The organism is Agarivorans sp. JK6 (assembly GCF_045277145.1).
GTDB lineage: Bacteria > Pseudomonadota > Gammaproteobacteria > Enterobacterales > Celerinatantimonadaceae > Agarivorans > Agarivorans albus.
The window spans coordinates 1,140,608-1,164,187 of the sequence record NZ_CP113525.1; the positions used below are offsets into that span (position 1 = coordinate 1,140,608).

Annotated in this window: 20 protein-coding genes; 12 read left to right on the forward strand and 8 right to left on the reverse strand. The window is 43.9% G+C overall.

The genetic code is table 11. The annotated features are described in order from the left end of the window. Positions 1-268 precede the first annotated feature (268 nt). The gene (locus OV592_RS05380) at positions 269-1,303 is read right to left on the reverse strand and encodes a DUF2157 domain-containing protein (protein ID WP_406610664.1); all 1,035 of its coding nucleotides are present in this window, start codon (positions 1,301-1,303) and stop codon (positions 269-271) included. 205 nt (positions 1,304-1,508) lie between these two features. On the opposite strand from OV592_RS05380, the gene OV592_RS05385 reads away from it, so the two are divergent. Both OV592_RS05385 and OV592_RS05390 read left to right on the forward strand, forming a co-directional pair. Next, positions 1,509-2,225: a substrate-binding periplasmic protein gene (locus OV592_RS05385; RefSeq protein WP_406610665.1), complete on the forward strand. Its 717-nt coding sequence runs from the start codon at positions 1,509-1,511 to the stop codon at positions 2,223-2,225. 118 nt (positions 2,226-2,343) lie between these two features. Continuing rightward, on the forward strand, positions 2,344-3,099 hold the full coding sequence (locus OV592_RS05390; protein ID WP_406610666.1) for a hypothetical protein: 756 nt from the start codon (positions 2,344-2,346) through the stop codon (positions 3,097-3,099). Here the strand turns inward: OV592_RS05390 and OV592_RS05395 are convergent. After that, a complete protein-coding gene (locus OV592_RS05395) occupies positions 3,096-4,025 on the reverse strand; it encodes a pyridoxal-phosphate dependent enzyme (protein WP_406610667.1) in 930 nt (309 codons plus the stop codon). The genes OV592_RS05390 and OV592_RS05395 overlap by 4 nt on opposite strands. 1,055 nt (positions 4,026-5,080) lie before the next feature. Here OV592_RS05395 and OV592_RS05400 point away from each other — a divergent pair. The 3 genes from OV592_RS05400 (at position 5,081) to OV592_RS05410 (ending at position 8,967) form a co-directional block, all read left to right on the forward strand. Next, positions 5,081-5,623: a hypothetical protein gene (locus OV592_RS05400; RefSeq protein WP_406610668.1), complete on the forward strand. Its 543-nt coding sequence runs from the start codon at positions 5,081-5,083 to the stop codon at positions 5,621-5,623. A 13-nt stretch (positions 5,624-5,636) separates the two neighbouring features. Then, positions 5,637-6,107 carry a methyltransferase family protein gene (locus OV592_RS05405; protein ID WP_406610669.1) on the forward strand — a complete coding sequence of 157 codons (471 nt, stop codon included), beginning with the start codon at positions 5,637-5,639 and terminating at the stop codon, positions 6,105-6,107. Between the two features lie 196 nt (positions 6,108-6,303). Further along, positions 6,304-8,967, forward strand: a complete 2,664-nt coding sequence (locus OV592_RS05410; protein WP_406610670.1) for a family 14 glycosylhydrolase — start codon at positions 6,304-6,306, stop codon at positions 8,965-8,967. A gap of 17 nt (positions 8,968-8,984) precedes the next feature. Here the strand turns inward: OV592_RS05410 and OV592_RS05415 are convergent, their stop codons facing one another. Next, positions 8,985-9,404 (reverse strand): GNAT family N-acetyltransferase, encoded by a 420-nt coding sequence (locus OV592_RS05415; protein WP_406610671.1) that lies wholly within the window; start codon positions 9,402-9,404, stop codon positions 8,985-8,987. Between the two features lie 313 nt (positions 9,405-9,717). Between OV592_RS05415 and OV592_RS05420 the strand changes: the two genes are divergently transcribed. The 3 genes from OV592_RS05420 (at position 9,718) to OV592_RS05430 (ending at position 13,949) form a co-directional block, all read left to right on the forward strand. Further along, the gene (locus OV592_RS05420; protein WP_338624571.1) at positions 9,718-11,019 is read left to right on the forward strand and encodes an anaerobic C4-dicarboxylate transporter; all 1,302 of its coding nucleotides are present in this window, start codon (positions 9,718-9,720) and stop codon (positions 11,017-11,019) included. A 327-nt stretch (positions 11,020-11,346) separates the two neighbouring features. Further along, positions 11,347-13,233 carry a DUF294 nucleotidyltransferase-like domain-containing protein gene (locus tag OV592_RS05425; protein WP_406610672.1) on the forward strand — a complete coding sequence of 629 codons (1,887 nt, stop codon included), beginning with the start codon at positions 11,347-11,349 and terminating at the stop codon, positions 13,231-13,233. After that, positions 13,233-13,949: a 3'-5' exonuclease gene (locus OV592_RS05430; protein ID WP_152781984.1), complete on the forward strand. Its 717-nt coding sequence runs from the start codon at positions 13,233-13,235 to the stop codon at positions 13,947-13,949. The genes OV592_RS05425 and OV592_RS05430 overlap by 1 nt, the downstream gene beginning before the upstream one ends. 56 nt (positions 13,950-14,005) lie before the next feature. Here the strand turns inward: OV592_RS05430 and OV592_RS05435 are convergent, their stop codons facing one another. Next, a complete protein-coding gene (locus OV592_RS05435; RefSeq protein ID WP_016402966.1) occupies positions 14,006-15,580 on the reverse strand; it encodes a BCCT family transporter in 1,575 nt (524 codons plus the stop codon). A gap of 323 nt (positions 15,581-15,903) precedes the next feature. Between OV592_RS05435 and OV592_RS05440 the strand changes: the two genes are divergently transcribed. Further along, positions 15,904-16,668, forward strand: a complete 765-nt coding sequence (locus OV592_RS05440; protein WP_152781982.1) for an exodeoxyribonuclease III — start codon at positions 15,904-15,906, stop codon at positions 16,666-16,668. A 66-nt stretch (positions 16,669-16,734) separates the two neighbouring features. Here OV592_RS05440 and OV592_RS05445 read toward each other — a convergent pair whose 3' ends face one another. Further along, complete coding sequence (locus OV592_RS05445; RefSeq protein ID WP_406610673.1) at positions 16,735-17,451, reverse strand: hypothetical protein; 717 nt, start codon at positions 17,449-17,451, stop codon at positions 16,735-16,737. A 280-nt stretch (positions 17,452-17,731) separates the two neighbouring features. Between OV592_RS05445 and OV592_RS05450 the strand changes: the two genes are divergently transcribed. From OV592_RS05450 to OV592_RS05460, 3 genes are all read left to right on the forward strand, one after another. After that, positions 17,732-18,715, forward strand: a complete 984-nt coding sequence (locus OV592_RS05450; protein WP_406610674.1) for a lipase family protein — start codon at positions 17,732-17,734, stop codon at positions 18,713-18,715. A 235-nt stretch (positions 18,716-18,950) separates the two neighbouring features. Beyond that, entirely contained in the window at positions 18,951-19,340 is a 390-nt protein-coding gene (locus tag OV592_RS05455) for a cyclic nucleotide-binding/CBS domain-containing protein (protein ID WP_194164114.1), read from the forward strand. Positions 19,341-19,568: 228 nt separating this feature from the next. Beyond that, on the forward strand, positions 19,569-19,817 hold the full coding sequence (locus OV592_RS05460) for a hypothetical protein (RefSeq protein WP_016402961.1): 249 nt from the start codon (positions 19,569-19,571) through the stop codon (positions 19,815-19,817). 57 nt (positions 19,818-19,874) lie between these two features. On the opposite strand, the gene OV592_RS05465 is transcribed toward OV592_RS05460, so the two are convergent. From OV592_RS05465 to OV592_RS05475, 3 genes are all read right to left on the reverse strand, one after another. Further along, positions 19,875-20,924 carry an alpha/beta hydrolase family protein gene (locus tag OV592_RS05465; protein ID WP_406610675.1) on the reverse strand — a complete coding sequence of 350 codons (1,050 nt, stop codon included), beginning with the start codon at positions 20,922-20,924 and terminating at the stop codon, positions 19,875-19,877. A gap of 233 nt (positions 20,925-21,157) precedes the next feature. Then, complete coding sequence (locus tag OV592_RS05470; protein WP_406610676.1) at positions 21,158-22,348, reverse strand: class I SAM-dependent rRNA methyltransferase; 1,191 nt, start codon at positions 22,346-22,348, stop codon at positions 21,158-21,160. Positions 22,349-22,567: 219 nt separating this feature from the next. Next, positions 22,568-23,200: a glutathione S-transferase family protein gene (locus OV592_RS05475; protein WP_406610677.1), complete on the reverse strand. Its 633-nt coding sequence runs from the start codon at positions 23,198-23,200 to the stop codon at positions 22,568-22,570. Positions 23,201-23,580 lie beyond the last annotated feature (380 nt).

Genomic DNA, 23,580 nt, shown 5'->3' on the forward strand with positions numbered 1-23,580 from the left:
TTAGCCTTTTAGGCAAGGCAGTGAGTGTGCAGTTAAGTGGGCTTAATTATCTCTCGCTAACGCTGAATAAATGGCTAAGAAATGCTGCCCGAAGGGTTCAGATAAGCGAACTTTACTCTTCGTTGAACACTTTTCACTTAGCCCACTAGGTTTCAAAGTGCTGGCCGCGATTAAAGCCCGCTTATCTCGAACAAAATTTCAACACCAAAGTTCAACAGACTCTAGAGAGCTCGAAGGACGTTTAGCCAAACCACCACCTTAACAGCGCTTAGTGCATTTTATTGGCCAGCAGTTCTTGCATGGCCAAGGGTAAATACCCGCGTAATCGCTGGCTAATTGTGTCTTGATGTTTCTGCCAGAGAATACCCAGGTAGACCATCGCTAATCCAATCAGCGTTAGTGAAATTGGAAATAGCCAACTGTCTTTAAATACTTGATCGGCAAGGTGGTAAAAATAGTAAAAGCAGCCCATGGCAGCAAAAACCACAAATACGCGGCGGGCCAGAATAACCCCAGCCAGCATCATGGCTAGGTTAGTGAGAAAGTACAAAAACTTTGCCCACTCACTATTGGATTGTTGGAAGCTTAAGCCACACCAAAATGTGAGTACGCCAAAGATATATAACCAAAATGCGAAATCGGCGCTGTGACGACTGCGTAGATCAACCCAAAAGGCCAGCAAAATCATGGCTAAACCAAAATATAGTGAAACTAAACTTCGTAACTGAAAATCGGGTCGCTCGCCTGCTAACATGGCGGCGATGTCCATGCTCATATACCAAAGGGTAACGGCCAACGGCATTAACATAAAGGGATAACGGTAGCGCCAGCATAGAATTAAACCAACGATTAGGGTGGCGATTTCCATGTATAGCCAATGCCATTGAATATAGCGGTGATAGTCTTGATATTGGCTAGAGCTAGGCCACCAACCCATCGCTTGTTGCAAGCCATATACCGCCAAAGGTGTAAGGCAAATAACAAAAGTGGCAGATAAGCCGGCAGGAATAATATGGCCTTGGCGTTTAAAACGTTGGCAAAGAAGTAGTGCCAACACCGCATATACTAGGCTAATGCTAACGATGCCCCAGCCTCCAAAACCTTCCCAAGCTAAGTTCATAAACAGGGTCATAGCGCCAATGGCGATTAATCCACCAAAGTAATAAAGTAAATGACTAAAGTTGAATTGAGCCGTAGTGCTTGATGGCAACTCTAAGAAACTGAGCAAATTTTCTGCTTGTTGCTGGCTGATGATATTAGCTTCAACGGCTTGTTGTAATTTACGCGGGGTAATTTGAGTCATTAGTGAGTCCTATTACGAGATTTCATCAGCTTGCCATTGTTTTCTGAGGAAAACTAAGTCATTTGTCAAAAATATCTACCCTAGGCTAACTTGACAGATAAGCCTTGCTGTCGCTTTACTTACTTATCCCAAATGTGACGGACATAATTAGCCTATGGCACTTAAGGTTATGATAGCCATAATTATTTTTAGCTGTAGCAGCTGTTTGAGCGCAAAGCATTCAGGCGAGTTCTATCGTTTTTATGCCTTGAATTCTAAACCTGCTGGCTTTAAAGAAGGCGCTGAGCCGAAAGGCTATTATGTCGATATACTTAAGCTTGTTGCTCAGCGCTTAAAGTTAGATGATGCTGAAGTGAATGTGGTTCCTTATCCACGAATTGTTAATGAGCTGCTGCATAACGAACAAGGAGTGGTTATTTCTTGCTTGTTTCCTAACAAAAAGTTTGACCAATCGATTCATCAGCCAATTGCTGTAGCCAGTTTTCAAACAGCAGTGGTTAGCCTTTCGGATAAGCCATTTACCTGGGATAACTTTGAGGGTAAAAGGGTGGCCTCGTTAAGGGGAGCTAGCAAGGTTTATGGGTTAAAGTTGTATGATGCTGCAGAGCAGGGACAAGTGACTATATTGTCGGCGCAAACATACTCACAGGCACTTAAGCTGTTAGAAGCAGGGAGAATAGATGGCTTTGCGGGTAATCTTGGGATCATTTCGAATCTAGCACAAGAGATGGAAATAGAGCTTGCTCAGCCTGCTTATTTAACGTCTACGAAATCATACATCACTATTTCTATCGCCCCGAATACAGCCAATGCTGAGCAAATTTTGCAAGACATTGAACTGAGCGTACAACAGCTTCTCGAGAGTGGCGAAATTCAAGATATTGTAGAGAGTTACCTACCTAAAGCGATTCAAGAACGCTAGCACTAAGCCCTATATTCTAGTGCTTGCATCGATTTAAAACCCGCCCCTTACTTTTAGCTTGTGGCATAGCGACTACACTTAAATGACATTTGCATGATAGTGATAGCGGGGATGGCTTATGACGCGAGCTTGCTTATGGATAACATTAAGCTATTGCAGCTTAAGTTCAGCTATAGTCGCTGAAGAGTTATGGGTGGGTAAAGTATGTCCAGTTACCTACCAACAGCAAACACTAGGCGTATTGGTCTTTTCTGAAGCTTGGTATCACAGCAGTCGCCAGCAAGCGTCTTATATTCCGCGAGATAATGCCACTGGGGTGGGGCTAGAAATCCACCTATTTGCTAATCGCTTAGGCGAGTTAGAGTTAGCTAACCAAGCCCAGTGTAATCAATATCGCATGTTACAAATTCGCACCACCAATCGACGTTTATTAGGTGATGAACGCAGGGCACAAATTGATGCGCCAGCAAGCTTTGTAGAGCCTTTTTACGATGCTTTTCCCTTAGAACACGGCGCTGGCGTACATCAAACCCCAGCCGATACGCTCGATAAGCCTTGGAATGAACCTCCTACGAGAGCGTCTACCTTAGCCATTTACGACACCCCGTTTGTCTCTGATGCTTTGGGTAAAGAGGGCCAAGATATAATGGTGGAGTTTGAAACCTGCGTGGTGTGCCAACGAGACCAAAGCTACGACACCATTTTGTCTTGTGGCCGCTGGGGTTATAGCCGCGAATATTTGGACGAAAACACCGGTTGGGCCGAGCCCGAGTTTCATGGCACCGAATGCTTAAATAGCCCTAGTCCTCACTATCAAGAAACAGTGAGTTTGTCTGAAGAGTTTCCTTACAGTTATTGGCTAGATTGGCGTTAAGTTAAATCGGGGTATTTACGTTTGTAACGTGGCAGCATGCTTTGATTACCCAATAAACCACCTTGGTGAATATATAAGGTCGGGGTTTCATCCGTTTGCTCTTCAAGAAAGCGCATTAAACATTGCCAGCCAATAGGGTCGTAGAGAAGCTCAAACTCAAGCTTAGTTTGCTGCTTAAGCGCTAGCCAAGTTTGGTAGTGTTCGCGATATAACTTACCAAAGTGATACTTCTTGGTTCGCGGCAGAATAATTGGGTGAGTGGCGGTATTACTATTAAGTTGGGTAAATTGCAGGCTTAAGTAGTCTTCATCTCCTACACAGGCGCAGCTATACACTTTTATGCAGGGATTCATTTGGCTAAAGTATTCACTCAAAAATAAGGCCGTGGTGCCGGTGCCCGCTGGCAGCATTATGTTTAAACGGCCAATTTGGTTTTGATGCTGCCACTGTTCAATTTCTTCCGCTAGTGTGACCACCCCTTCGCGTGCATATTCACAGCGACCACCTTCAGGGACAAATAGTTGTTGCGGCGATAAGCTTGGCTTAACAATGGTTTGCATAAAGCTGTCTAAGTTAGCCTGCTGCTGACGATGTAAACTACTTACCTCAATGATCCGTGCGCCTAGCTCTAGCGCTGCTTGATAGTTGCCACAAGGATTTTGTTTTAGCCAGCTGGGGATATGGTCAACGTAGAACTCGCATTTCCATTGCTTAAGTTGTGCTAATGCAGCTAAAGAATACAGCGAGTTAGCTTGCGCAGATCCACTTCCTACTAGTGTGCTTACGCCCGGTTGCGGGTGATTTAAGAAGTGGTAGAACTTACGTGCTTTGTTGCCAGAAAACTGCGGGTGCAGCAAATCATCTCGCTTTACGTAGATTTTCTTACGCTGAAAATGTACCAACTGTACCGGAGATGGTTTAAACAACAGGCAACCAAATGTGATGAGTCTGTGGTGATTAGTTTACGTTGACTTGATTCAGTGGCAAAGCAATTTAATGATTGTGAGCCAACAACTTGGGCGACTGCTTATTATTTCATTCAATTGTGAAAATTTGGTGACAAAAAATAATGAGCAAAAAGATCTATCATATTTTTCTGCGATCCTCTTTAGATCTTACGCGCAGCCCAGCGTTGGCGCGGGAGATTAGATTTATGTGGATGACAAGACTTAGTTAACAAATAAAAATAGAAGCCTTAGTTGATTTTTTACTTGTCAATGAGAGTAACAACTGCCTATATCCTTCAGCGCAATATATTTCACTGAAATAAGCAGAATAATCCAAACAGCTTTTCCCACAGAAACAGTGCACAAAGCTGTGGATAAAATTCTCTACCCGGTGAAGTTAGTGGCTTGCAGCGGATCGGCTTTTAGCGTCAATAATGTCACCTAAAATTAGTAAAAAATTCTTTTTTACTGCTTCTTTGTTTCGTGGCGTTGACATTTTTCTGTTAGTTAAAATAAATACAAAAATAGAACGTTTCATGAGCCTTGTTTTAAGAATGTAATGGCTAAAATACTAAGCCTATATTGACCTATATCGCGATTATGCAGGCTAAGCTACTGATAGTGCTGAACTAGTCTAAGTGTGTTTTTTCGCAGGAATGTTCAATAATTGTCACTTTTATGCTGTTAGCGTAAGCAAGCTGATCGATATCACAGCAGCTTGTTTAAGAGGCAAGCACTGTAAAACGGTCGTAACTCAATAGCATATTGTGTTTTTTCTCAATCTAAGGCATTTCGATTTTCTAGATGATTTGGTTGCGTAGAACGATTAAATGTTAATAACTTGCGCTTATGTGAATAAGTTTGGCGATAATCAAGAGTAAAGCGCTAAATTTTGCTTAGCTGTAGGTAATTCATACTAAGGATCTTTGGCTGATTATCTGATCTGTTTTGTTGCTTATGCTAATTGCTATTTGTGCGCCTGAAGATGTCGCTAATTTGCGTACTAAGGTAAAGTGAGCCTTTACGGAGGTGCAATGAAACAAGTTGATCAATTACTAGCTCAAGGGCTAAACAAACAACAAGTCTACGAACATGCAGAGCAGAAGCAGTGGAATCTGCGAAAGGTAACTAAAGCCTTGGCGTCTATTCCAGAGCCCGGTACTTTGCAGCAATATTCCAAGCAGAAAGCGTTTTTGTTGGCAGTATTGCAGTTTATGGTGCTGAGCAAATTGGTGTTTGGCCTAATGGCTGCAGAACAAGTGAGTGCCCAGTTGTTAATGGCCTTATTGATGCCGGCCTTAGTTCCCTTGTTAATTATCTTTATGATTTACAAAAATGCTGCCAATGGCTATTTACTGCTGATGGTGTTTTCAGGCTATTCGATCTATCAAAGCTTGCCTTACATTTTTCAGCTAGAAGGGCTGATTAATGTAGCCTTAAGTGCACTGTTTGCCGGTTTTACTTATTACCTTAAAAAGCGTTTGTTTCCTTTCCAGAATCTATTTCATACTGCAATTACTGGCCGAGGGCACTATATTTATCAGCAAGTGGAAAAATCCGATAACGCCGATAACTAATTAGAGAGGCTTAGTGCTTAAACGCTTAGAACTGTTGGTTCCTCCTCCCCTTTGGCTATTGTTATGTGTAGCTATAGCTTACGGCTTGGCGCAGTTAAGTACGCAGTGGAGTTGGCTAATACTGCCATTGGGCTTGGTAAAGCTGCAGTGGCCTTTGGTGTTTTTGGCGGCCTTTATCGCAGTAACTAGCCTGATTGGTTTTGCTCGAAAACACACAACTATCAATCCTCATCACCCGGAACGCAGTAAGCATTTAGTTGTGGAAGGGCTTTATCGTTATAGCCGTAATCCAATGTATTTAAGTTTGCTGCTACTGTTAACGGCCTGGTGTTTGCATTTGCAGGCGGGGTTAAGCTTATTAAGCTGCGTAGTGTTTGTGCTGCTTATCAATCGTTTACAAATAAAGCCTGAAGAAAAGCTACTTACGCAGCAATTTGATGGACAATACCTGCAATATTGCCGCAATGTTCGACGTTGGCTTTAGCAAAAGTGCAGGTTTTTTAACTTTACGGAGTGACTTTTAAGCCAGATCAATTTGGTAAATTAAGCACTTAGGCTACACTACAGCCAATATGTAATGTGATCTCGATCTCCTTTTGTTCAGCTGAAAAGCTTTGCAGCCTTGCTGTTAAGACGCGGACTAGGGATAACTAGCACAGTTTTTTTAGAGTAAGCTAAACATGGCTAATCCAATTTCAGCACGCAAAGCTTGGGTAAAGGGTTCTTTACCTCTGGCAGAGTATGCCGCTTCATGTAATCAAGCTCAGCTTCAGAGCTTATCTCCACAACTTCGTAATTTACGCCAAAATGGTGTAGATGCTTTGGTAGTGCCAGTGCATTGGCGTTACATAGCACCGTTTAGTGCCGAGCAATTAGATCAGGCAGAGTGCTGGGCGTCTCTTAAGCGCTTGTCTGCGCATTTGGTGTCGCATGGCTTTAAGCTGCAATACCAGTTGTTCTTTTCTTCCGATACTCAGCAAGGCACAGAACAACGTCTTCCTGATTGGTTTTGGGGCTCTATGCTGGCGGCATTACCCAAAACTCAAACTGCCGATGCGATTAAGTACGTTAACCAATATGGTCGCGATAATACCCAAAGCCCGAGTTTATGGGCTGAGGCTGGTTTGGTGGAAATGTTTAGCCACTGGATGGGCTGCTTTGCACAGCACATGGCTGAGTTTGCGCCGCGTTGTGATGCCTTGCTGCTGGGCTTAGGGCCTAATGGTGATGCATGTATTCCTTGGGGTGAGCGCGATGGTCAACCTATCTATCAAAGCTTTAGCCCAACTGCCTTGGCTGCTTTAGCCGAAGACATGCAACAGCAATATGGCTCGCAACAAGCTTGGTTGAGTTTGTGGGAGCTAAATGGCGATACACCTTGGCAAGAACAACTGGCCGAAACGCTAAGCCGTTGTTACAAGAACAAAACAAGTAATACCTGTTTTAAAGAGTTTAATGCATGGTATGCCAGTAATTGGCAAGCTTATGTGGGTAATGTGTTGGCTGTCGCTGAGCAGCAGTTTACGGATGCATGGTCACACAGCCAGTTGTGTTTAAACATTCCTATGCCAGAGCTTACCGCAAGCGATCATCCTTGGTTGGGTTGTTTAACCGGGATTAATCCGCAGCCGTGGTTAGACCGCCCCCAATTGCTTGATTACCAAATCGCTCAGCTAGAGTATTGGCATGTGCAAGCTGGCGGTCGTTTGTTGATTGTGGCCAGCGGCGCTGAATCAAGCCATGCAACTCGCGTTAATCAAGCCTTACTTACTGCAATGCGTAAGCTAAAAATACCGGCTTTGGTACAAAACTCTCAGCCACAGGCTCTGGCTAGCCATCCTGGCTGGGATCAGCTTTATCACTCGGTATTACACGGTAGCGGGTTTGAAGGCTGGATCTTTAACGATATGTCTCAGTTAAATGAGCAGGCCATCGTTAAAGGGCGTTTGTCGCAACTTAATAAGTTTAAGTATCAAATTGCCGAAACTAAGCAATTGGGTAAAAAGCAGTTCCGAGTAATGGGGCCTTTGCATCTTAAAGTGGCCAACCAGAAACAACTGCTGGATGAAGAAAACTGGAAACAGTTCGAGGCGCAATTACGCCAGCTTCGTAGTATTGGTGTTACCGCTATTTCTACCGATATTTGGTGGGGCTTGGTTGAAGGAGATAAACCTGGCAAGTTTGACTGGAGTTACTACGACCGTGTAGTAAGCCTGCTTAAGCGTTTAGGTTTGCAATGGGTACCTATTTTGTCGTTCCACCAGGCGGGCGGCAATGTGAACGATGACTTTATGCAAGCCATTCCCCTATGGTTGTGGGGCCGTTTGCTGGAAAGTAACGATCAACTTAACTCGGTGCAAGATCTGCAATATGTATCGGAAACCGGCGATGCTTCTATGGAGTATGTATCGTTATGGGCCGATGAGTTTGTGATGCCTTATTACCAGCGCTTTATGGAAGCCTTTAAGCAGCATTATATTAACCAAGCTGGCTTGATGGATGAAATCAACGTAAGCCTTGGTCCTGCAGGGGAGCTGCGTTATCCAAGCTACAACGCTCACGACTGGGGGAATTACCCTAACCGTGGCACCTTGCAGTGTTACAGCCGCTTAGCAAAACAAGACTGGTTACGTTATTTAAAAGAGAAGTACCACAGTATTGCAGCGCTTAATGGCAGTTTTGGTTTTACTTGGGAAAGCTTCGAGCAAGCCGAAATTCCAGATGCTGATTGGTTATTTAGCCACAAGCGCTACATTCATAATGCGTGGGCACGGGAGTTTTTAACCTGGTATCACAAAGCCTTGGTTGCTCATGGTCGACGCATTTTTGAAAATGCACTGAGTGTGTTTGACGATGATTCATTTGGCCAAGTGCCTATTGGCATTAAAATACCTGGGATTCACTGGGTTGTAAGCGATCCCGAGTTGCCACGTGCTGCCGAGATTACCGCTGGCTTAATTGCAGTGCACCCAACCTTAAGCAGCAATAACCAGCAAGAGTACTTAGGTTTGCTTAAAGCCTTGTTGCCAGAAGGCAAGCAAGCGCGTGCCGCGATTCATTTCACTTGTTTAGAAATGATAAACAAAGACTATGAAGGTTATTCTCGTGCAGCTGATTTAGTGGACTGGATGGCCGATGCTGCAGACGAATGCCAAGTATCACTGATGGGTGAAAATGCCCTTGCTGGTGAGTTATATGGCGAGCAGGGTTGGAAGCAAATGGCGCGGGCGTTAACGCGCGCACCTGGCTACGATGGTTTAACCTTGTTAAGAATGCAAAACTTCTTTGATGATGAGCCAACGCCAATGCGTGAGCTAAGAAAGCTGATTAACCGCATTAGCTGATAGGTGAGTAATATTGATTAAGCGCAGCGACTAAGCTGCGCTTTTTTTATGCCTAGCGTCTGCTCAGCATTGGCGAGTGATTTAGCCAAACTTAAATAATGAGGATGGTGGCAATAAACACCAAAAGGCGAGATAGCTCGGTAGCCGTGTTTAGCGTAAAACTGGATGGCTTGAGTGTTTGAGTTACGGGTGGCTAAATTAATTTGTTGATAACCTAGGGTTACTGCGTACTGCTCTAGCGCTTGCAAAATGACCTTACCCAATCCAGCCTGATGCGAGTAAATTCGCTTCATTTCACAAATACCTGGTTGTAGATACCTAAAACCACCGCAGGCGAGGGCTACACCGTTATGTTTAACTAATAGAAATACTGCATTTTCAGCTAAGAATTCAGTTTCATTAAAGCATTCAACCGCGCTGTTTCCAGTTAATTTCATTAAGGAATCGGCTTGGGCTTTTAACAGTTGTTTACTTTGTTCGCTGTTAGGATTTTCATGGCAAATTTCTATCATTGTTTTGTCAAAAATTTAATCAATACATAGACATAATTAGTGCTAGTCTTACTAACAAATGCTGCATATAGGTTAAAAACAAATGATATTTCCCTTACATTTTGAATGGCTTTAAGTTCTGTCAATTTTGTATTTTTGGGTTTATTTGTCTGATTTTTGCCGTTAGTTTGATTTAATCATCTATTGTTGGCGTTGGCTTTCACGTAAAGTGCGTCGCAATTAGAGCTTGGGAGGAATTATGATCACGATAGAGTTGCTGGTGGTATTAGCAGCCATATTTTTAGGTGCGCGCTTAGGTGGCATTGGAATTGGTTTTGCGGGTGGTTTAGGGGTATTGGTGCTTACTCTTGGCTTGGGTATGAGCCCCGGCACTATTCCTATTGAAGTGATCCTAATTATTATGTCGGTGATTGCTGCCATTGCTGCAATGCAGGTAGCTGGTGGTTTGCAATATTTGGTGAATATTGCAGAGCGGGTACTAAGAAGTAACCCTAAGCAAGTTACCTTTCTTGCGCCGATTGTTACCTACATTATGACCTTGTTTGCCGGTACCGGGCATACGGCATTTTCTACCCTTCCAGTGATTGCGGAAGTGGCTAAAGAGCAGGGCATTCGCCCATCTCGCCCTTTAAGCATTGCGGTTGTTGCCTCGCAAATCGCTATTACTGCTTCGCCTATTTCGGCGGCAGTGGTACTGATGAGCGGCATGTTAGAAGACAAAGGCGTGGGCTATATTAGCCTGCTACTTATTTGTATTCCGGCCACGTTTTTAGCTTGTATGGTGGGTGCCTTTGTTGCCCAATTTATGGGTAAAGAGCTTAAAGACGACCCTATTTATCAAGAACGTTTAGACCACGGTTTAGTGAGTCAGCGAGATAAACAAGGTGAAGCTTTACCGGCCAGTGCTAAGCGCTCAGTGCTTATATTCTTAGTGGCTATTGTAGCGGTAGTGTTTTACGCAACGGCGATTAGTGATGCGGTTGGCTTAATTGAAAACCCAAGTTTGCCACGTAATGAAGCAATCATGGTGTTTATGCTAACTGCCGCCACCGCCATTGCATTGTTTTGTAAAATTGATACTGGCGAAGTGCTTAATGCCGCAACCTTTAAATCGGGTATGAGTGCCTGTATTTGTGTATTAGGTGTAGCGTGGCTGGGCGATACCTTTGTATCAGGCCATTTAGATGAAATTAAAGCCTTGTCGGGTGGTCTGTTAGAAGATCATCCGTGGATGTTGGCGCTTATTCTCTTTTTCGCCAGCATGTTGCTTTACTCACAAGCGGCAACCACGGCAGCCTTAATGCCTTCGGCCTTTATGTTAGGAGTTAGCCCAGAAGCGGCCATTGCTTCGTTTGCAGCAGTAAGTGCCCTGTTTGTATTGCCTACTTACCCAACCTTATTAGCGGCTGTAGAAATGGATGACACCGGTTCTACCCGTATTGGGAAATGGGTATTTAACCATCCTTTCTTTGTGCCTGGTGTCGCTACTATTACCAGTTCGGTGATACTCGGCTTTGTGTTTGCCGGCATTATTTTATAAGCGCTTAAGCTACGGCGTTTTGTTTATTCTAGCAAAACGCCATGGCGAGTTGTTTCGGTAATAGCTTATCGAAAATATAAAGGTTTATGCTCTCTAAACTGTCAGCATGGCGCTTAACACCGGTCTTGCTGAGGGGGAGGAAACCGGCTCACCGCAACGCTTCTTTAATCCGTTTGTTACCAAGGCTTTGCCATCTTGCTTGGGGTCGGCAAAAGCGAGTAATTAGTAATAATGCTACTCAGGCTTACTTTGCTGCACTGCAACTATCGGGTAGATACCATATACTAGACACCAACCACTCAAACTATCTTCTACACCGAGAGATTAATGGACGTAGAGCTACTCGAAGTTCGCAATTTTATTAGCCAATACCCTCCCTTTGACCAATTGCCCGAAGAAGCAATTATCGAAGTCGCAAAAAGTGTTGAGATATCTTATTACCGTGCAGGCAATATGATTATCGAGTTTGGCGATAACATTCATGATCTCTTTATGATACGCAGCGGCGTGGTGGAAATTTATCGCCGCACTGGCGAGTTATATAACCGCTTAGATCAAGGCGGGGTGTTTGGGCAAATGGGCTTGTTAACCAACAACAAAGTCCGTTTCCCTGCCAAGGCGATTAGAGACACACTGCTATATTGTATTCCCGAAAACATCTTTGAAGAGTTCTGTGAGCGTTACGATGTATTTGCCGACTTTGTGGAAGTTGAAGGTACTATTCGTTTACAGCAAGCGGTTGAAGATAACAGTGATGACGCCAACTCCTTAACCACATCAAAGGTTAAAACTATTCTTAGTAACGAACCGGTGATGTTGGCGTCGACTACCTCAATTCAAGATGTAGCTAAAATTATGTCTGAAGAGAATGTCTCAGCCGCCTTGATTAATGACCCCAATTTGTCTGACGAAGGTGGTGAAAGCTTTGTTGGCATTATTACTCAGCGTGATCTTTGCGCCAAAGTAATTGCTCAAGGTTTAGATGTAGAGACTCAGGTCGTTGAGGTCATGTCTACCGAGCTTATTTCTTTAGATCACAATGCTTATATATTCGAAGCTATGTTGCTGATGCTGCGTTATAACGTGCATCACCTGCCTATTCTTAAGAACAAGCAACCGATTGGTTTAATTGAAGTTAGCGATATTGTTCGTTACGAGTCGCAAAATAGCTTGTTGATTGTGAGCAGTATTTTTCAGCAAAACAGTATCGATGATTTAGTGCTGCTATCGCATCAACTTAAAGATTGTTTTGTAAGGATGATTAACGAAGATGCCAATTCACACATGGTGGGGCGAGCCATGTCGGAAATTGGCCGCAGCTTTAAGCAGCGCTTATTGGAATTAGCGGAAGAAAAGCTAGGGCCTCCGCCCGTACCTTATTGCTTTTTGGCTTTAGGTTCGATGGCTAGAGATGAACAGCTGATTGTGACCGACCAAGACAACGCGATTATTCTTGATAACCAATATGTAGAAGCGGAGCACGGAAAGTATTTTGAAGAGCTTGCGCGCTACGTATGTGATGGTTTGGCTGCTTGCGGTTATACCTATTGCAGCGGCGACATAATGGCGACAAATCCGGAGTACCGCAAAACGCAAAGCCAATGGGAAGAATGTTTCGCCGATTGGATTGATAATCCTAACCCGCAAGCATTGCTTAACTGTTCTATTTTCTTTGACCTTAACGGCGTGTATGGCAGACCCAAATGGGCTGAGCAGCTAAATGCCTTTATTCTTCGCAAGGCCAAAAAGAACAACCGTTTTCTGGCCTGTTTAGCCAGAAACGCCTTAAATCGCACGCCACCCTTGGGCTTTTTTAAAGATTTTGTGATGGAAAAAGATGGCCGCCATAAAAACTCAATTAACTTAAAACGACGCGGTACAGCGCCGCTGGCTGATCTTATTCGGGTACATGGCTTGGCTATTGGCTCGCAATCTCAGAATTCTTTTGACCGCTTAGAGGACATTATTGAGGCGGGAATTTTGCCGCCCTCAAAAGGTAAAGACTTACAACATGCGATGGAGTTTATTTCTTTAGTGCGGATTCGCCACCAAGCCTTGGACATAGAAGCCAACCAAGAACCTGATAATAATATTGAGCCGGAAAACATGTCTGACTTTGAAAGGCGAAATCTTAAAGATGCCTTTTTGGTACTAAGCAGCGCGCAAAACTTTCTGAAGTTTCGTTACACCGCTAACAGTATGCAGAACAGTTAATGCCGAATCTTAATCAGCAAGAAATTCTCAACTGGAAAGCCTTCTTTAAGATTAAAGCCTTAGAGAGCAAAGATAAGCGTTTGAGCAGTTTTTATAACGCTAGCACTTATCATGCTGATACCAAGCTTAAAGACATTGAATTTGTTGCCTTAGATTTTGAAACCACCGGTTTAGATGCAAAGAAGAACAGCATTATTAGTATTGGTTTGGTGCCATTTACGCTGCAACGGATTGCCTGTAGAGAAGCAAAACATTGGTTTGTTACCCCAGAGGATAAACTTAAAGAAGACTCTATTGTGATTCACGGCATTACCCATTCTGATTTAAAGGGCGCGCCCAGTTTACTGCGGATTTTAGAGCAGCTACTAGATGAGCTAGCGGGTAAAGTAGTGGTTGTACACTATCGCAGAATTGAACGAGATTTTTTGCATCACACGTTACGCAGCTTGATTAATGAAGGCATTATTTTCCCACTGGTGGATACCATGCAAATTGAAGCCGACATGTTAGCCGCTCAACCTAAAAAGCTAATAGATTTGCTAAGAAAACCGAAGCCTACATCTATTCGGCTGGCTAATACCCGTAGCCGTTATAACTTGCCGGTTTACCCGCCACATGACGCACTTACCGACGCCATTGCTACCGCCGAATTGCTGCAAGCGCAGATCCATTATCACTTTAGTCCCGATACCCCCATCAACAAACTGTGGTTGTAAAAAAAGCCGAGTAGCATAGGCTTACTCGGCTTTTAGTTGTTAAGGCTTAAAAAGTCTTAACTGCGTTTTTCGGTACGTAGACCCATTAACAAGCTTACACACATCACCAGCAATATAATGGTGAATGGCAAGGCCGTAGAAATGGCGCCCGCCTGTAATGCTTGAATAGCTTCGGTACCGCCAACCCAAACCAGCGCGGCAGCAATTGCGCCTTCAATGGTCGCCCAGAATACGCGCTGAGGAACCGGAGCATCCACTTTACCGCCCGAGGTAATGCTATCGATAACCAATGAACCAGAGTCTGAAGAGGTTACAAAGAATACCAATACTAAAACGATCGCCAGTAAAGATAAGATGCTGCCCATTGGCAAGGCATCAAACATTTGGAACATAGCTAAAGGCACTTCGGTTAAGCCGTCGGCGCCTAAGGTTCCCACTTTGTTGACGATTTGATCAATCGCAACGCCACCAAATACCGACATCCATAGAGTGGTTACTACCGTAGGTACGATTAGCACGGCAATGATAAACTCACGGATAGTACGGCCACGTGAAATACGCGCAATGAACATGCCTACAAATGGTGACCAAGAAATCCACCAAGCCCAGTAGAACACTGTCCAGCCGTGCATCCATGCTGAGTCTTCACGACCAACAGGGTTACTTAGTGGAATAATGTTTTCGATGTAGCCCATAACGGTGGTTGGCACCGTGCCCATAGAAACCGCAAAGGTGACTAAGGCAACAAATACTACCAAGGCCGCCGCTAGCAACATGTTTACGTTACTAATGACTTTCACGCCGCCGTCAATACCACGAACTACCGATACCACCGCTAATAGTGTCACCAAGAAAATGATGCCTATTTGCAGCAGTAGGCCGTTATCTGCACCAAATACATGGTGGAAGCCACTGGCGGCTTGTTGCGCGCCTAAACCTAAAGAGGTTGCTAGACCAAACAGCGTGGCAAGTACTGCAAGAATATCTACAACGTGTCCAGGCCAACCCCAAGTGCGATCACCCAAGATAGGGTAAAACACCGAGCGCATAGACAACGGTAGGCCTTTGTTAAAGGCAAAGAAGGCTAGTGATAGAGACACCACACCGTAAATGGCCCAAGGGTGTAATCCCCAGTGGAACATAGTGGCGCCAAGGGCTAATTTAGCCGCTTCTGGCGTATTGGCGGTAACATTTAGTGGTGTTTCGTACCAGCCTGTAAAGTAAGCAACAGGCTCGGCTACGCCCCAAAACATAAGTCCAATGCCCATGCCTGCGGCAAATAGCATGGCTATCCACGACATCATTGAGTAATCGGTTTTGGCGTTTTCACCACCTAGGCGTATTTTGCCGAAGGGGGATACCACCATTGCTAAGCAGAACAGCACAAATATGTTGGCTGACCACATGAATAGGCCATCAAATGCGCCGATAATTTGCCACTTTATTCCATCTAATGCGGCTTTTGATACGTCTGGATCAACCAGCAGTATGGCTATTAGGAACACACCGATTAAAGACGCGCTTATGCCAAAAACTGGGTTATGTACATCAAAGCCCCATTTTTGAACATTATCTTGTCCGACAGTGTAATCGGTATTATCAATACTGTATTTATCTTTGTTGGTAGTCATTCATCCTCATTTAGCACAACGTCCATGCGATTTTGTATGCCTACTGTACCTTAATAAGCATTAATTTTCAGAAACTAACTCAAAGTAAGCCCTTCTAATAGCTTAGTGTAGGTGTAAGTTAACAAGTAATTGATGAAAGTTTCATTTAGATGAGAAGAATCAAGCGGAATTCTATCAATTTGGTATTTGAGTATTAATCTTAGCCCCTAGTGTTTAAGGGTGTTTTTCCTTGGTTTTAGCCTCTACAATGAAGCACTAATTTGCTTCAGCCTGAGCAGGGCTTGAGCTTGAATATTACACTTTACTCTCTTAAGGAAGGGCGAATGCGTTTAGTATCGTGGAACGTAAATGGCATTAGAGCAGTGATGAAGAAAGACTTCATGGCTTCGCTAGAATCAATGCAAACCGATGTGCTGTGTTTACAAGAAACCAAAGCACAAGATGATCAAGTGCTTGAAGCCCTAAGTGAGCTAGAGGGATACCACATTTACAGCAACTCGGCGGTTAAAAAAGGTTACTCAGGTACTGCCATTTTAACTAAAGAGAAGCCGCTAAATGTTGAATACGACATGGGCATTGAGGAGCACGACCAAGAGGGGCGGGTAATTGCGGCCGAATACGCCGAGTTTATTTTGGTCACCGTATATACCCCTAACTCTGGTAGTGAGTTAAAACGTCTTGATTACCGCCAGCAATGGGACGCCGATTTCCTCGCTTATCTAAAAGCGTTAGAGGCTCGCAAACCGGTGTTGGTATGTGGCGACTTAAACGTGGCCCATAAAGACATTGACTTGGCTCGTCCAAAACCTAACTACAACAAAAGCGCTGGCTATATGCAGGCAGAAATTGACGGTATTGATAATTTAACCGCCGCTGGTTTTGTTGATACCTTCCGCTTAAAGAAACAGGATGAGGTTAAATACAGCTGGTGGAGTTACCGAGCTGGCGCACGTGGCCGAAACATTGGCTGGAGAATTGATTACTTCTTGGTGAGTGAAGCCTTTGCTGCTCAAGTTAGTGATGCTGACATTTTGAATGATGTTATGGGCTCTGATCATTGCCCTGTGCAAGTAGATGTTGCGCTTTAATTTTCCCCCGAACTAAATAAAAACGCTGCTTACTATAAGCAGCGTTTTTTGTTTTTACTTGGCGCTTTAGTTGAGCAAGCTTGTTTCTAATTTAGCAAAGTACTCACGGGCGTCTTTCATATCACGGTAGCGAGGGTAGCCGTCTTCATCCTCCCAATTGCATGAGCGCTTTACATATTCTAACCACATTAAGGTTTGTTGCTGTTGGTCTTTGATATAGCTAAGCACTGGCTGTTCAAGTTGCTCTGGCGCTGGATAGTATTGCTTGAGTAGTTGATAAACAGCTTGTTCTCTGCGTAGCTGTTTAACAGAATTCAGATTACAGTACTTTAGAGCGTTTGGGCCAGAATCAGCTAACAGCAGTTTACCTTCGAGTTCATCGCTAACAACTACACTGCTTAGCTTAACCGTTTCTAGATCTAGCATCTTCGTCGAGGCTTGCGCTAATACTGTATAACTAAATGTTTCGGTTTCTACTGTTACTGGGTAGTAATTTAATGAGTGCCCTGGCATCAATAAACTGGCTTCCACCGTACTGCTGGCCTCCAGTAGAAATTCACCTTGCTGATTGGATAGTGTCGCCGCTTCCGGTGAAGAAGGGTAGTAAGCAGTAATACCACTTAAAGGGCTAAAGTTAGCGCTCTCACCTGAGGTAAATAACACTACCTTCCCTTGCACTTGTGGTGTGAGGTAAACGGTTTGAATGGTAGGTACACATGCTAACAATAATGAGCTCAAAGCCATTGTTGCTATAAGGCGAGTTTTGCCAGCAATCATTGCCATTACTTGTTCTCCAATTTCATTGTTAGCTAGGTTTTATACACGGACAGCCACCGCTTAACTTGCATTTGTAACTCAAAACTAGGCGAGTGTTACTGTTTTAGCCGAAGCCTTCTGGCAGCGTTTGTGGCTTATTTCTAATGCGTTTTCAGCTTGTCATGTAGGCTCGCTACACATTAAAGCTTTTGCCTTGTATATAAGCCGCAAAAATCAGCTCGAAAGGTCAACAGCCCCTAGTAAATGCGTTAAGCTAATCGTTCGCTTAACAGTAGCAGTTTTAGCCATGAAGAAGCCAATCCCCGAAGCCAAATACTACGACATTGTTCCGCCCGATATGAATTACTTTTATTTTGAAGGCGCTAATCAATATCCGTTTCAGCCCAACAATACCGAGTTCTCAGAGGTAAATGCTTGGTGGTTGGCCGAATGTTCACTGCTTGCTTATTGTCACCCAGGTTTTGCTCGTATGGCTTTTAAACTAGCTGGCTTTGAGCAGTTTACTTTTTTTGAGGGCACCGGCACAGAATGCATGGCAGCCGGTAATCAAGAAGCCTTAATTATTGCCTTTCGCGGCACAGAGCTTAAATCTTTGTCTGCCTTATACGAGTTAAAAACAGACTTAGACAGCATGCCAGTAGCTTTTGCAGAGGGTGGAAAAGTACATCAAGGTTTTGCCAAAGCGCTCGACGAAGTTTGGAGTGGCGAGCAAGGCTTACAGCAGTTTATTGAGCAGCAGATAGTAGACTTCCCAGACCGCCCTATTTGGCTTACCGGCCATAGCTTGGGTGGTGCTTTAGCAAGCTTATGTTTTGCTAAAGTGCCACAAGCAACGGGTTTATATATTTATGGTTCTCCCAGAGTCGGTAATCAACAATTTATTGAGCAGATTAATCACCGGCCTATTTGGCGAGTAGAACATGCTAAAGATCCTATCCCGATGTTACCGCCTAATTTGCCCGCGATAAGCTTTGGTTTTGAGGATGTTGGCGAGCTGGTTTACATTCACAGCAATCAGCAAATAGATTACCAACGACCGGAAAAGAGCCCTACCGAGTACAAAGCGCTTATTGTTAATACTTTTAAAGCTCAAGAACAACGGCGTAAGAGCTTGAGTGTTGATCTTACCGAGATAAACCAGCACTTACTTGAGTCATTTAAAGAATGGCGAGATAACCTTAAACAGTGGCAAGCCGACAGCAAAATTAGCTTTACCGATCACATGCCCATCTATTACTGCGTAAAGCTTTGGAATAACTTACCAGAGTAAAATCACTTTGGTGCTAGTGGTTGGGGTAAATAAGGGAGCTTAGTTACCACTGGCTGCTCACCCGCATAACCAAGTCTAATCGCCAGACTTAGTGTTTGCTCGTTTAAGCAATATTGATCTTCAACAAGCTAGAGCCTCATTTGCGCTAGAGTGGCCACTTAATGTACTAATTCCAACTATGATTAAAGTATCAATAACCTTTAGGTTTGAGAACTAAATGCTAAGGAGGCATCTAATGAGCACTCAAATTAGCAGTTTCATGGAAACCAATGTAATCGGAGTTGCGCTGGACGATTCGATTGAAAAAGTATGCCAAGTATTAGATGACAACAAGCTTTGTTGCGTTCCAGTCTTTAGCCCTGATGGCGCCATTTTTGGCGTAATTAGTGCGAGTGATTTAGTGCACTTTAGTACCCAGCGCGCTAATCCAAAGTTGGAACATGCTTGGGAATTGTGTACACATCGGGTGATAGAGGTTGCGCCTGATATTAGTATTCAGCAAGCCGCAGAAATTATGAGTTATGAAAAGATCCATCACCTTATTGTTACCGAAGGTTCGGCCTGTGTTGGCATTGTCTCCGCCTCTGATGTATTAAGTGCTTTCTTAAAAACAGAGTTTATCTAGTTACTCTAGTTATGGTTGAGAGAGTTCCTATCCTTGTTGTTGCCTGTATAGCTATGGGTAAACACTGCAATTAGTTTCATACATTTCAAGCTGCTCATAAAAATTTTGACTATTATAGAGTTGTTAGTGATTTTTTTATCACTAAGGCTTGTGGATGGTTTAATTTCAAATCTCTTATGGATATTGCTTTAGTTAGCAATGGTAGTTAGTCACTAAGGAAGCGACTGTATGAAAAAATTAAGAATAGAAACTTATCAGCTAGATACCGGAAGCCTTTCTGACTCGGTCAATTTGCCCATATACATCGCAAAAACTTTGTTTAAATGCTTACCGCCTAAATTAGCTGCTTATTTCTCCGATGACGCCGATAGCTTGGCAACCCTCAAAGCGTCGCTGCTGAGTCGCGATAGTTCTGGGGTGATCCTCGAAATAGAAGATATTGAAGACAATGAGCGTGTTGTATTTAAAGTGATTTAATTTAATGCTGATCTTGAGACTTCGTATGCAGCGATTAAGGCCTAGTGACTTAAGTCGCTAGTGTTGGACTTGGCGCTCCACCCAAGTCGCAATTTGGTCAAGCGAGTTGTCGGCAAACATGCTTTTGCCAAAAAACTCAATCATTAAGATATGCGCGATTCCAGGGCTTTGAGTATTCCAAAACCAGGATTGCAATAGCCCATGACTGGCTCCAGAAAACTGCTTAATGCTTAGCAGCTCCGGGTCGCTATGGGCGAAGGCCTGGCGATAATGGTAAATGCTATCGTTGATATCTACATTAAGATCGTCTTGTCCAAAAGCTGCGAGAATAGGAATGTCTATTTGGCTTAACTCTGAACTTGCGTCATTCATCCAGTTTTTTGCGATAAAACCGTAACGAGCTTCATCGCTAAACAAGCCCTCATTAAAGTTGGGATCGCTTGTGAGCATATCTTGGTGCGCGCTTTGGTAAGCCGCGAAAGACAAGTTTTGTTTTACTGCTTGAGTGAGCAAGGAGTTAGGTAGCGTTTTATAGAATTCTGGATTACTGCCAGTACCATTACTGATGCTGCGGTGGTATTGGCCTTGGCGCAACCAGTTAATCGCGGTGCCTACAAACACCGCGAAATCAACTTGATGCTGTTGATTGCTTATTTTAGGCAATACCCAGCCAGCTTGACTAAAGCCCAATAAACCGATGTGTTGCTGGTCGATAACGGCATTTTGCGTGCGTAGGTAGCTTATTGCATTTCTTACAATCTCTGCTCGCTCTTCCATAGAATGCTCTAACCAATTTCCACTTGAGCCACCAACACCGGGTTTATCCCAACTTAAAGTAGCAATGCCTCGTTTGGCAAACTCGGTCCATATGGGTTTGTAATAGCCGTAGGCATCATAAGGCATCGCACCGTCGCCGTGTACTAGCACAACAACTGGGTAAGGGCCTGGAAGATCGGTGGGAGTAATCAGTGAGCCACTTATCTTAAGCTCACCAGAGGGGAAACTAATTTTCTTTTCATTAACTTGAGGTGAATCATCTAAGTAGGAAAATACCACTCCAACGATGAGGAGTAACAAACCATAGCGATAAATCGTTGATCTGCTCATGCTGTAATGTCCCTTGTTAAGCGCTTAGCTGCCTTACATTAAGTTAGTGATTATTATTATGAAACTAATACGCTAGATCTTTTGTATAGAACTGTCGTCTTCTTGTTTAAGCCGTGTCGGGTTTGTCAGCGTTTGTAGTGAGATTTGTCTAGTGAGACTTGTTTAGCTAGATATGTTTTTAGAATCAAAAAACGCTGCAGAAGCAGCGCCTTTGAAGCGTTAAGTGGCTAGAGTTATTTAACTCTACACAAAAAGCCTTTTAGGTAGTGACCTTCTGGATAGGGGCCACCAACTGGGTGATCTTCGGCTTGCTCTAGGGTTTTAAGAAACTGCATTTCTCGTTTGGCATCAATGGCTGCATCGGCCACGATTTTTTGGAACAAGCTAGTTGGCATAAGGCCAGAACAGGAGTAAGTCAGCAATATTCCACCAGGACGTAACATCTGCATAGCAAGCATGTTGATGTCTTTGTAACCTCGGCTGGCGCGATTTAAGCTGGCTTTACTATCGACAAATTTTGGTGGGTCTAGCACTATCATGTCGAATTGCTCATCACAATCGCGGTAGGCGCGCAGTTGCTTAAATACATCGGCATTTAGCTGGGTTATTTTGCTAGCTTCTAAGTCGTTTAACTCAACGTTTTTGGCGGCTATCTCTAAAGCGGCGTCAGAGACATCTACGTTTACCACCTTTTTAGCGCCGCCAGCCAAGGCATAGGTGCCAAAGCCGCCGGTGTAACAAAAACAGTTCAGTATTTTTTTGCCCTTGGCGAGCTGGCCAACCAGTTTGCGGTTATTGCGTTGATCAAGGTAGTAACCGGTTTTATGGCCGGTTTCCACGTTAATGAGTAGGCGCAAACCGTTTTCATTTATTTCCATTGGTTGAGCGGGTAGCTCACCGTGAATCAGCCCTTGTTGAGGAGCTAAACCTTCTTTTTTGCGAACATCTACGTCTGAGCGTTCGTAGATAACATCCTCTGGGAAGCTATGTTTTAGCGCTTCAATAAGGTTGGCACGCTGAAACTCTGCACCAGCACTTAGTAGCTGCAATACCAATACATTTGCATAGCGATCAATGGTGATGCCTGGTAGGCCATCGTTTTCACCAGCAACTAAACGATAAGCGTTAGTATCGGCAAACTCACCGAGAATTTGTCGAACCGCTTGGGCATCTTCTAAGCGGTCAATAAAAAACTGCTTATCAATCTCTTGCTGCTGATCAAAGCTCCAAACTCGCGCTCTAATTTGCGATTCTGGCGAGTAGGCAGCAGTAGCCAAGTATTTCCCTTCGGCACTGTAAACTTCTACGGTTTCGCCAGAAAGTGGCTTGCCCGATACTTTATGAATGCCGTTTGAAAAAATCCAAGGGTGACGACGTAACAACGCTTTGTCGCGCTTGGCTTTAAGGGTAATGATGCCGCTCATGTTCTGCTTCCTAATGATTAATGCCGCGCATTATAAGCGCCATGCTTAGCAAAACCCAAGTATAGCTTGGCTTTATTACTCGTTGGCAGGTTTACTCGGTTTATTAGGCGATGAAAAAGCCAAGCAGAAGCTTGGCTTTTTAGTGAGTGATTTTTGTCTGGTGGGCTACGGGCTGTTTATCTTTCACGAACAAAATTAACCACGAAAGATAAACAGTCCCTAGAGTTTACTCATGGCTTTGCCATTCATTTCTTTCTCTAGGCCGGTGTTGAGCGCCGAGCGCTGGCTAGTGCGCTTGCGGTAGGCCATGAGTTTTGTGGGAAGTTGCTGCTGAAACGCCATTGCCCAGTTTAAGGTGTGGCACAGCAGTATATCGGCAACCGTAAATTGCTCTCCCAATAAATAACCTTCTTCAGGAACCCAAAGCTCAGCAATAGCTGCCGCTTTATTAAATTCCCAAGTAGCGGTTTCTAGCATCTCTGGCACGCGTAGCTCTTCAGGTAAAGCAAAGCGATGTTTGCCCATGTTCCACAAGGCTTGTTCTAATTCACAAATGGTAAAGCTTACCCAGCGGTGGTGCAGGGCAGCTTGGTCGCTACCTGGGGAGGGCAAAAAGTGCGGGCCGTATTTCTCGGCTAAATAAAGGCAAATAGCGGCAGATTCATTAAAGACTAGCTCGCCATCTTTTAATGCAGGCACTTTACCGCAGGGATTAATGCTTAAGTATTCTTCGCTGCGGTGTTCACCGGCTTGAAGGTTAAGGTAGTGATAATTCCATTCAAGTTGTAACTCTTCCAACATCCACGAAACGCGCAAAGAGCGAGTGCGTGGCGAGCCATACAAAGTAATCATTCAAACTGTTCCTATTCAGCATTAGCAAGCATTGTAAAATACCAATCGTACTAAATAACTGTTCATACTATCTGGTTTAAATACTCGATAATTGCGTTAGAATTTTTGATTGTAGAATAACTACTTATCGAAAAATTCTGCCTTATTCTCGAGTACTTTTCCTGCGTTATTTCTGAGCACTTACTTAGTGTGATTGGTATAAAGTAGTTGTTTGAACGCGACTACGCGAGCTTTTGTTGTTGGCAATTTGTCAGCGTTTTGATGAGCGGCTGTGAAACTAAAGAACCAATTCAAGCTTGGTTTCATAGTAATTTGGAATCGGTTCCGTTTTGCTTGTTTAAAGCTTGAGCATCTAAGCTTTGGCGACCATGCTAGTTCCA

What these genes read in the sequence shown, in the direction of transcription:
- OV592_RS05470 (WP_406610676.1), bottom strand. Translation starts at nt 22,348, where the DNA reads ATGAGCGGCATCATTACCCTTAAAGCCAAGCGCGACAAAGCGTTGTTA.
- OV592_RS05455 (WP_194164114.1), top strand. Translation starts at nt 18,951, where the DNA reads ATGAGCACTCAAATTAGCAGTTTCATGGAAACCAATGTAATCGGAGTT.
- OV592_RS05440 (WP_152781982.1), top strand. Translation starts at nt 15,904, where the DNA reads ATGCGTTTAGTATCGTGGAACGTAAATGGCATTAGAGCAGTGATGAAG.
- OV592_RS05430 (WP_152781984.1), top strand. Translation starts at nt 13,233, where the DNA reads ATGCCGAATCTTAATCAGCAAGAAATTCTCAACTGGAAAGCCTTCTTT.
- OV592_RS05390 (WP_406610666.1), top strand. Translation starts at nt 2,344, where the DNA reads ATGACGCGAGCTTGCTTATGGATAACATTAAGCTATTGCAGCTTAAGT.
- OV592_RS05410 (WP_406610670.1), top strand. Translation starts at nt 6,304, where the DNA reads ATGGCTAATCCAATTTCAGCACGCAAAGCTTGGGTAAAGGGTTCTTTA.
- OV592_RS05380 (WP_406610664.1), bottom strand. Translation starts at nt 1,303, where the DNA reads ATGACTCAAATTACCCCGCGTAAATTACAACAAGCCGTTGAAGCTAAT.
- OV592_RS05475 (WP_406610677.1), bottom strand. Translation starts at nt 23,200, where the DNA reads ATGATTACTTTGTATGGCTCGCCACGCACTCGCTCTTTGCGCGTTTCG.
- OV592_RS05450 (WP_406610674.1), top strand. Translation starts at nt 17,732, where the DNA reads ATGAAGAAGCCAATCCCCGAAGCCAAATACTACGACATTGTTCCGCCC.
- OV592_RS05425 (WP_406610672.1), top strand. Translation starts at nt 11,347, where the DNA reads ATGGACGTAGAGCTACTCGAAGTTCGCAATTTTATTAGCCAATACCCT.
- OV592_RS05415 (WP_406610671.1), bottom strand. Translation starts at nt 9,404, where the DNA reads ATGAAATTAACTGGAAACAGCGCGGTTGAATGCTTTAATGAAACTGAA.
- OV592_RS05420 (WP_338624571.1), top strand. Translation starts at nt 9,718, where the DNA reads ATGATCACGATAGAGTTGCTGGTGGTATTAGCAGCCATATTTTTAGGT.
- OV592_RS05435 (WP_016402966.1), bottom strand. Translation starts at nt 15,580, where the DNA reads ATGACTACCAACAAAGATAAATACAGTATTGATAATACCGATTACACT.
- OV592_RS05465 (WP_406610675.1), bottom strand. Translation starts at nt 20,924, where the DNA reads ATGAGCAGATCAACGATTTATCGCTATGGTTTGTTACTCCTCATCGTT.
- OV592_RS05460 (WP_016402961.1), top strand. Translation starts at nt 19,569, where the DNA reads ATGAAAAAATTAAGAATAGAAACTTATCAGCTAGATACCGGAAGCCTT.
- OV592_RS05400 (WP_406610668.1), top strand. Translation starts at nt 5,081, where the DNA reads ATGAAACAAGTTGATCAATTACTAGCTCAAGGGCTAAACAAACAACAA.
- OV592_RS05445 (WP_406610673.1), bottom strand. Translation starts at nt 17,451, where the DNA reads ATGGCAATGATTGCTGGCAAAACTCGCCTTATAGCAACAATGGCTTTG.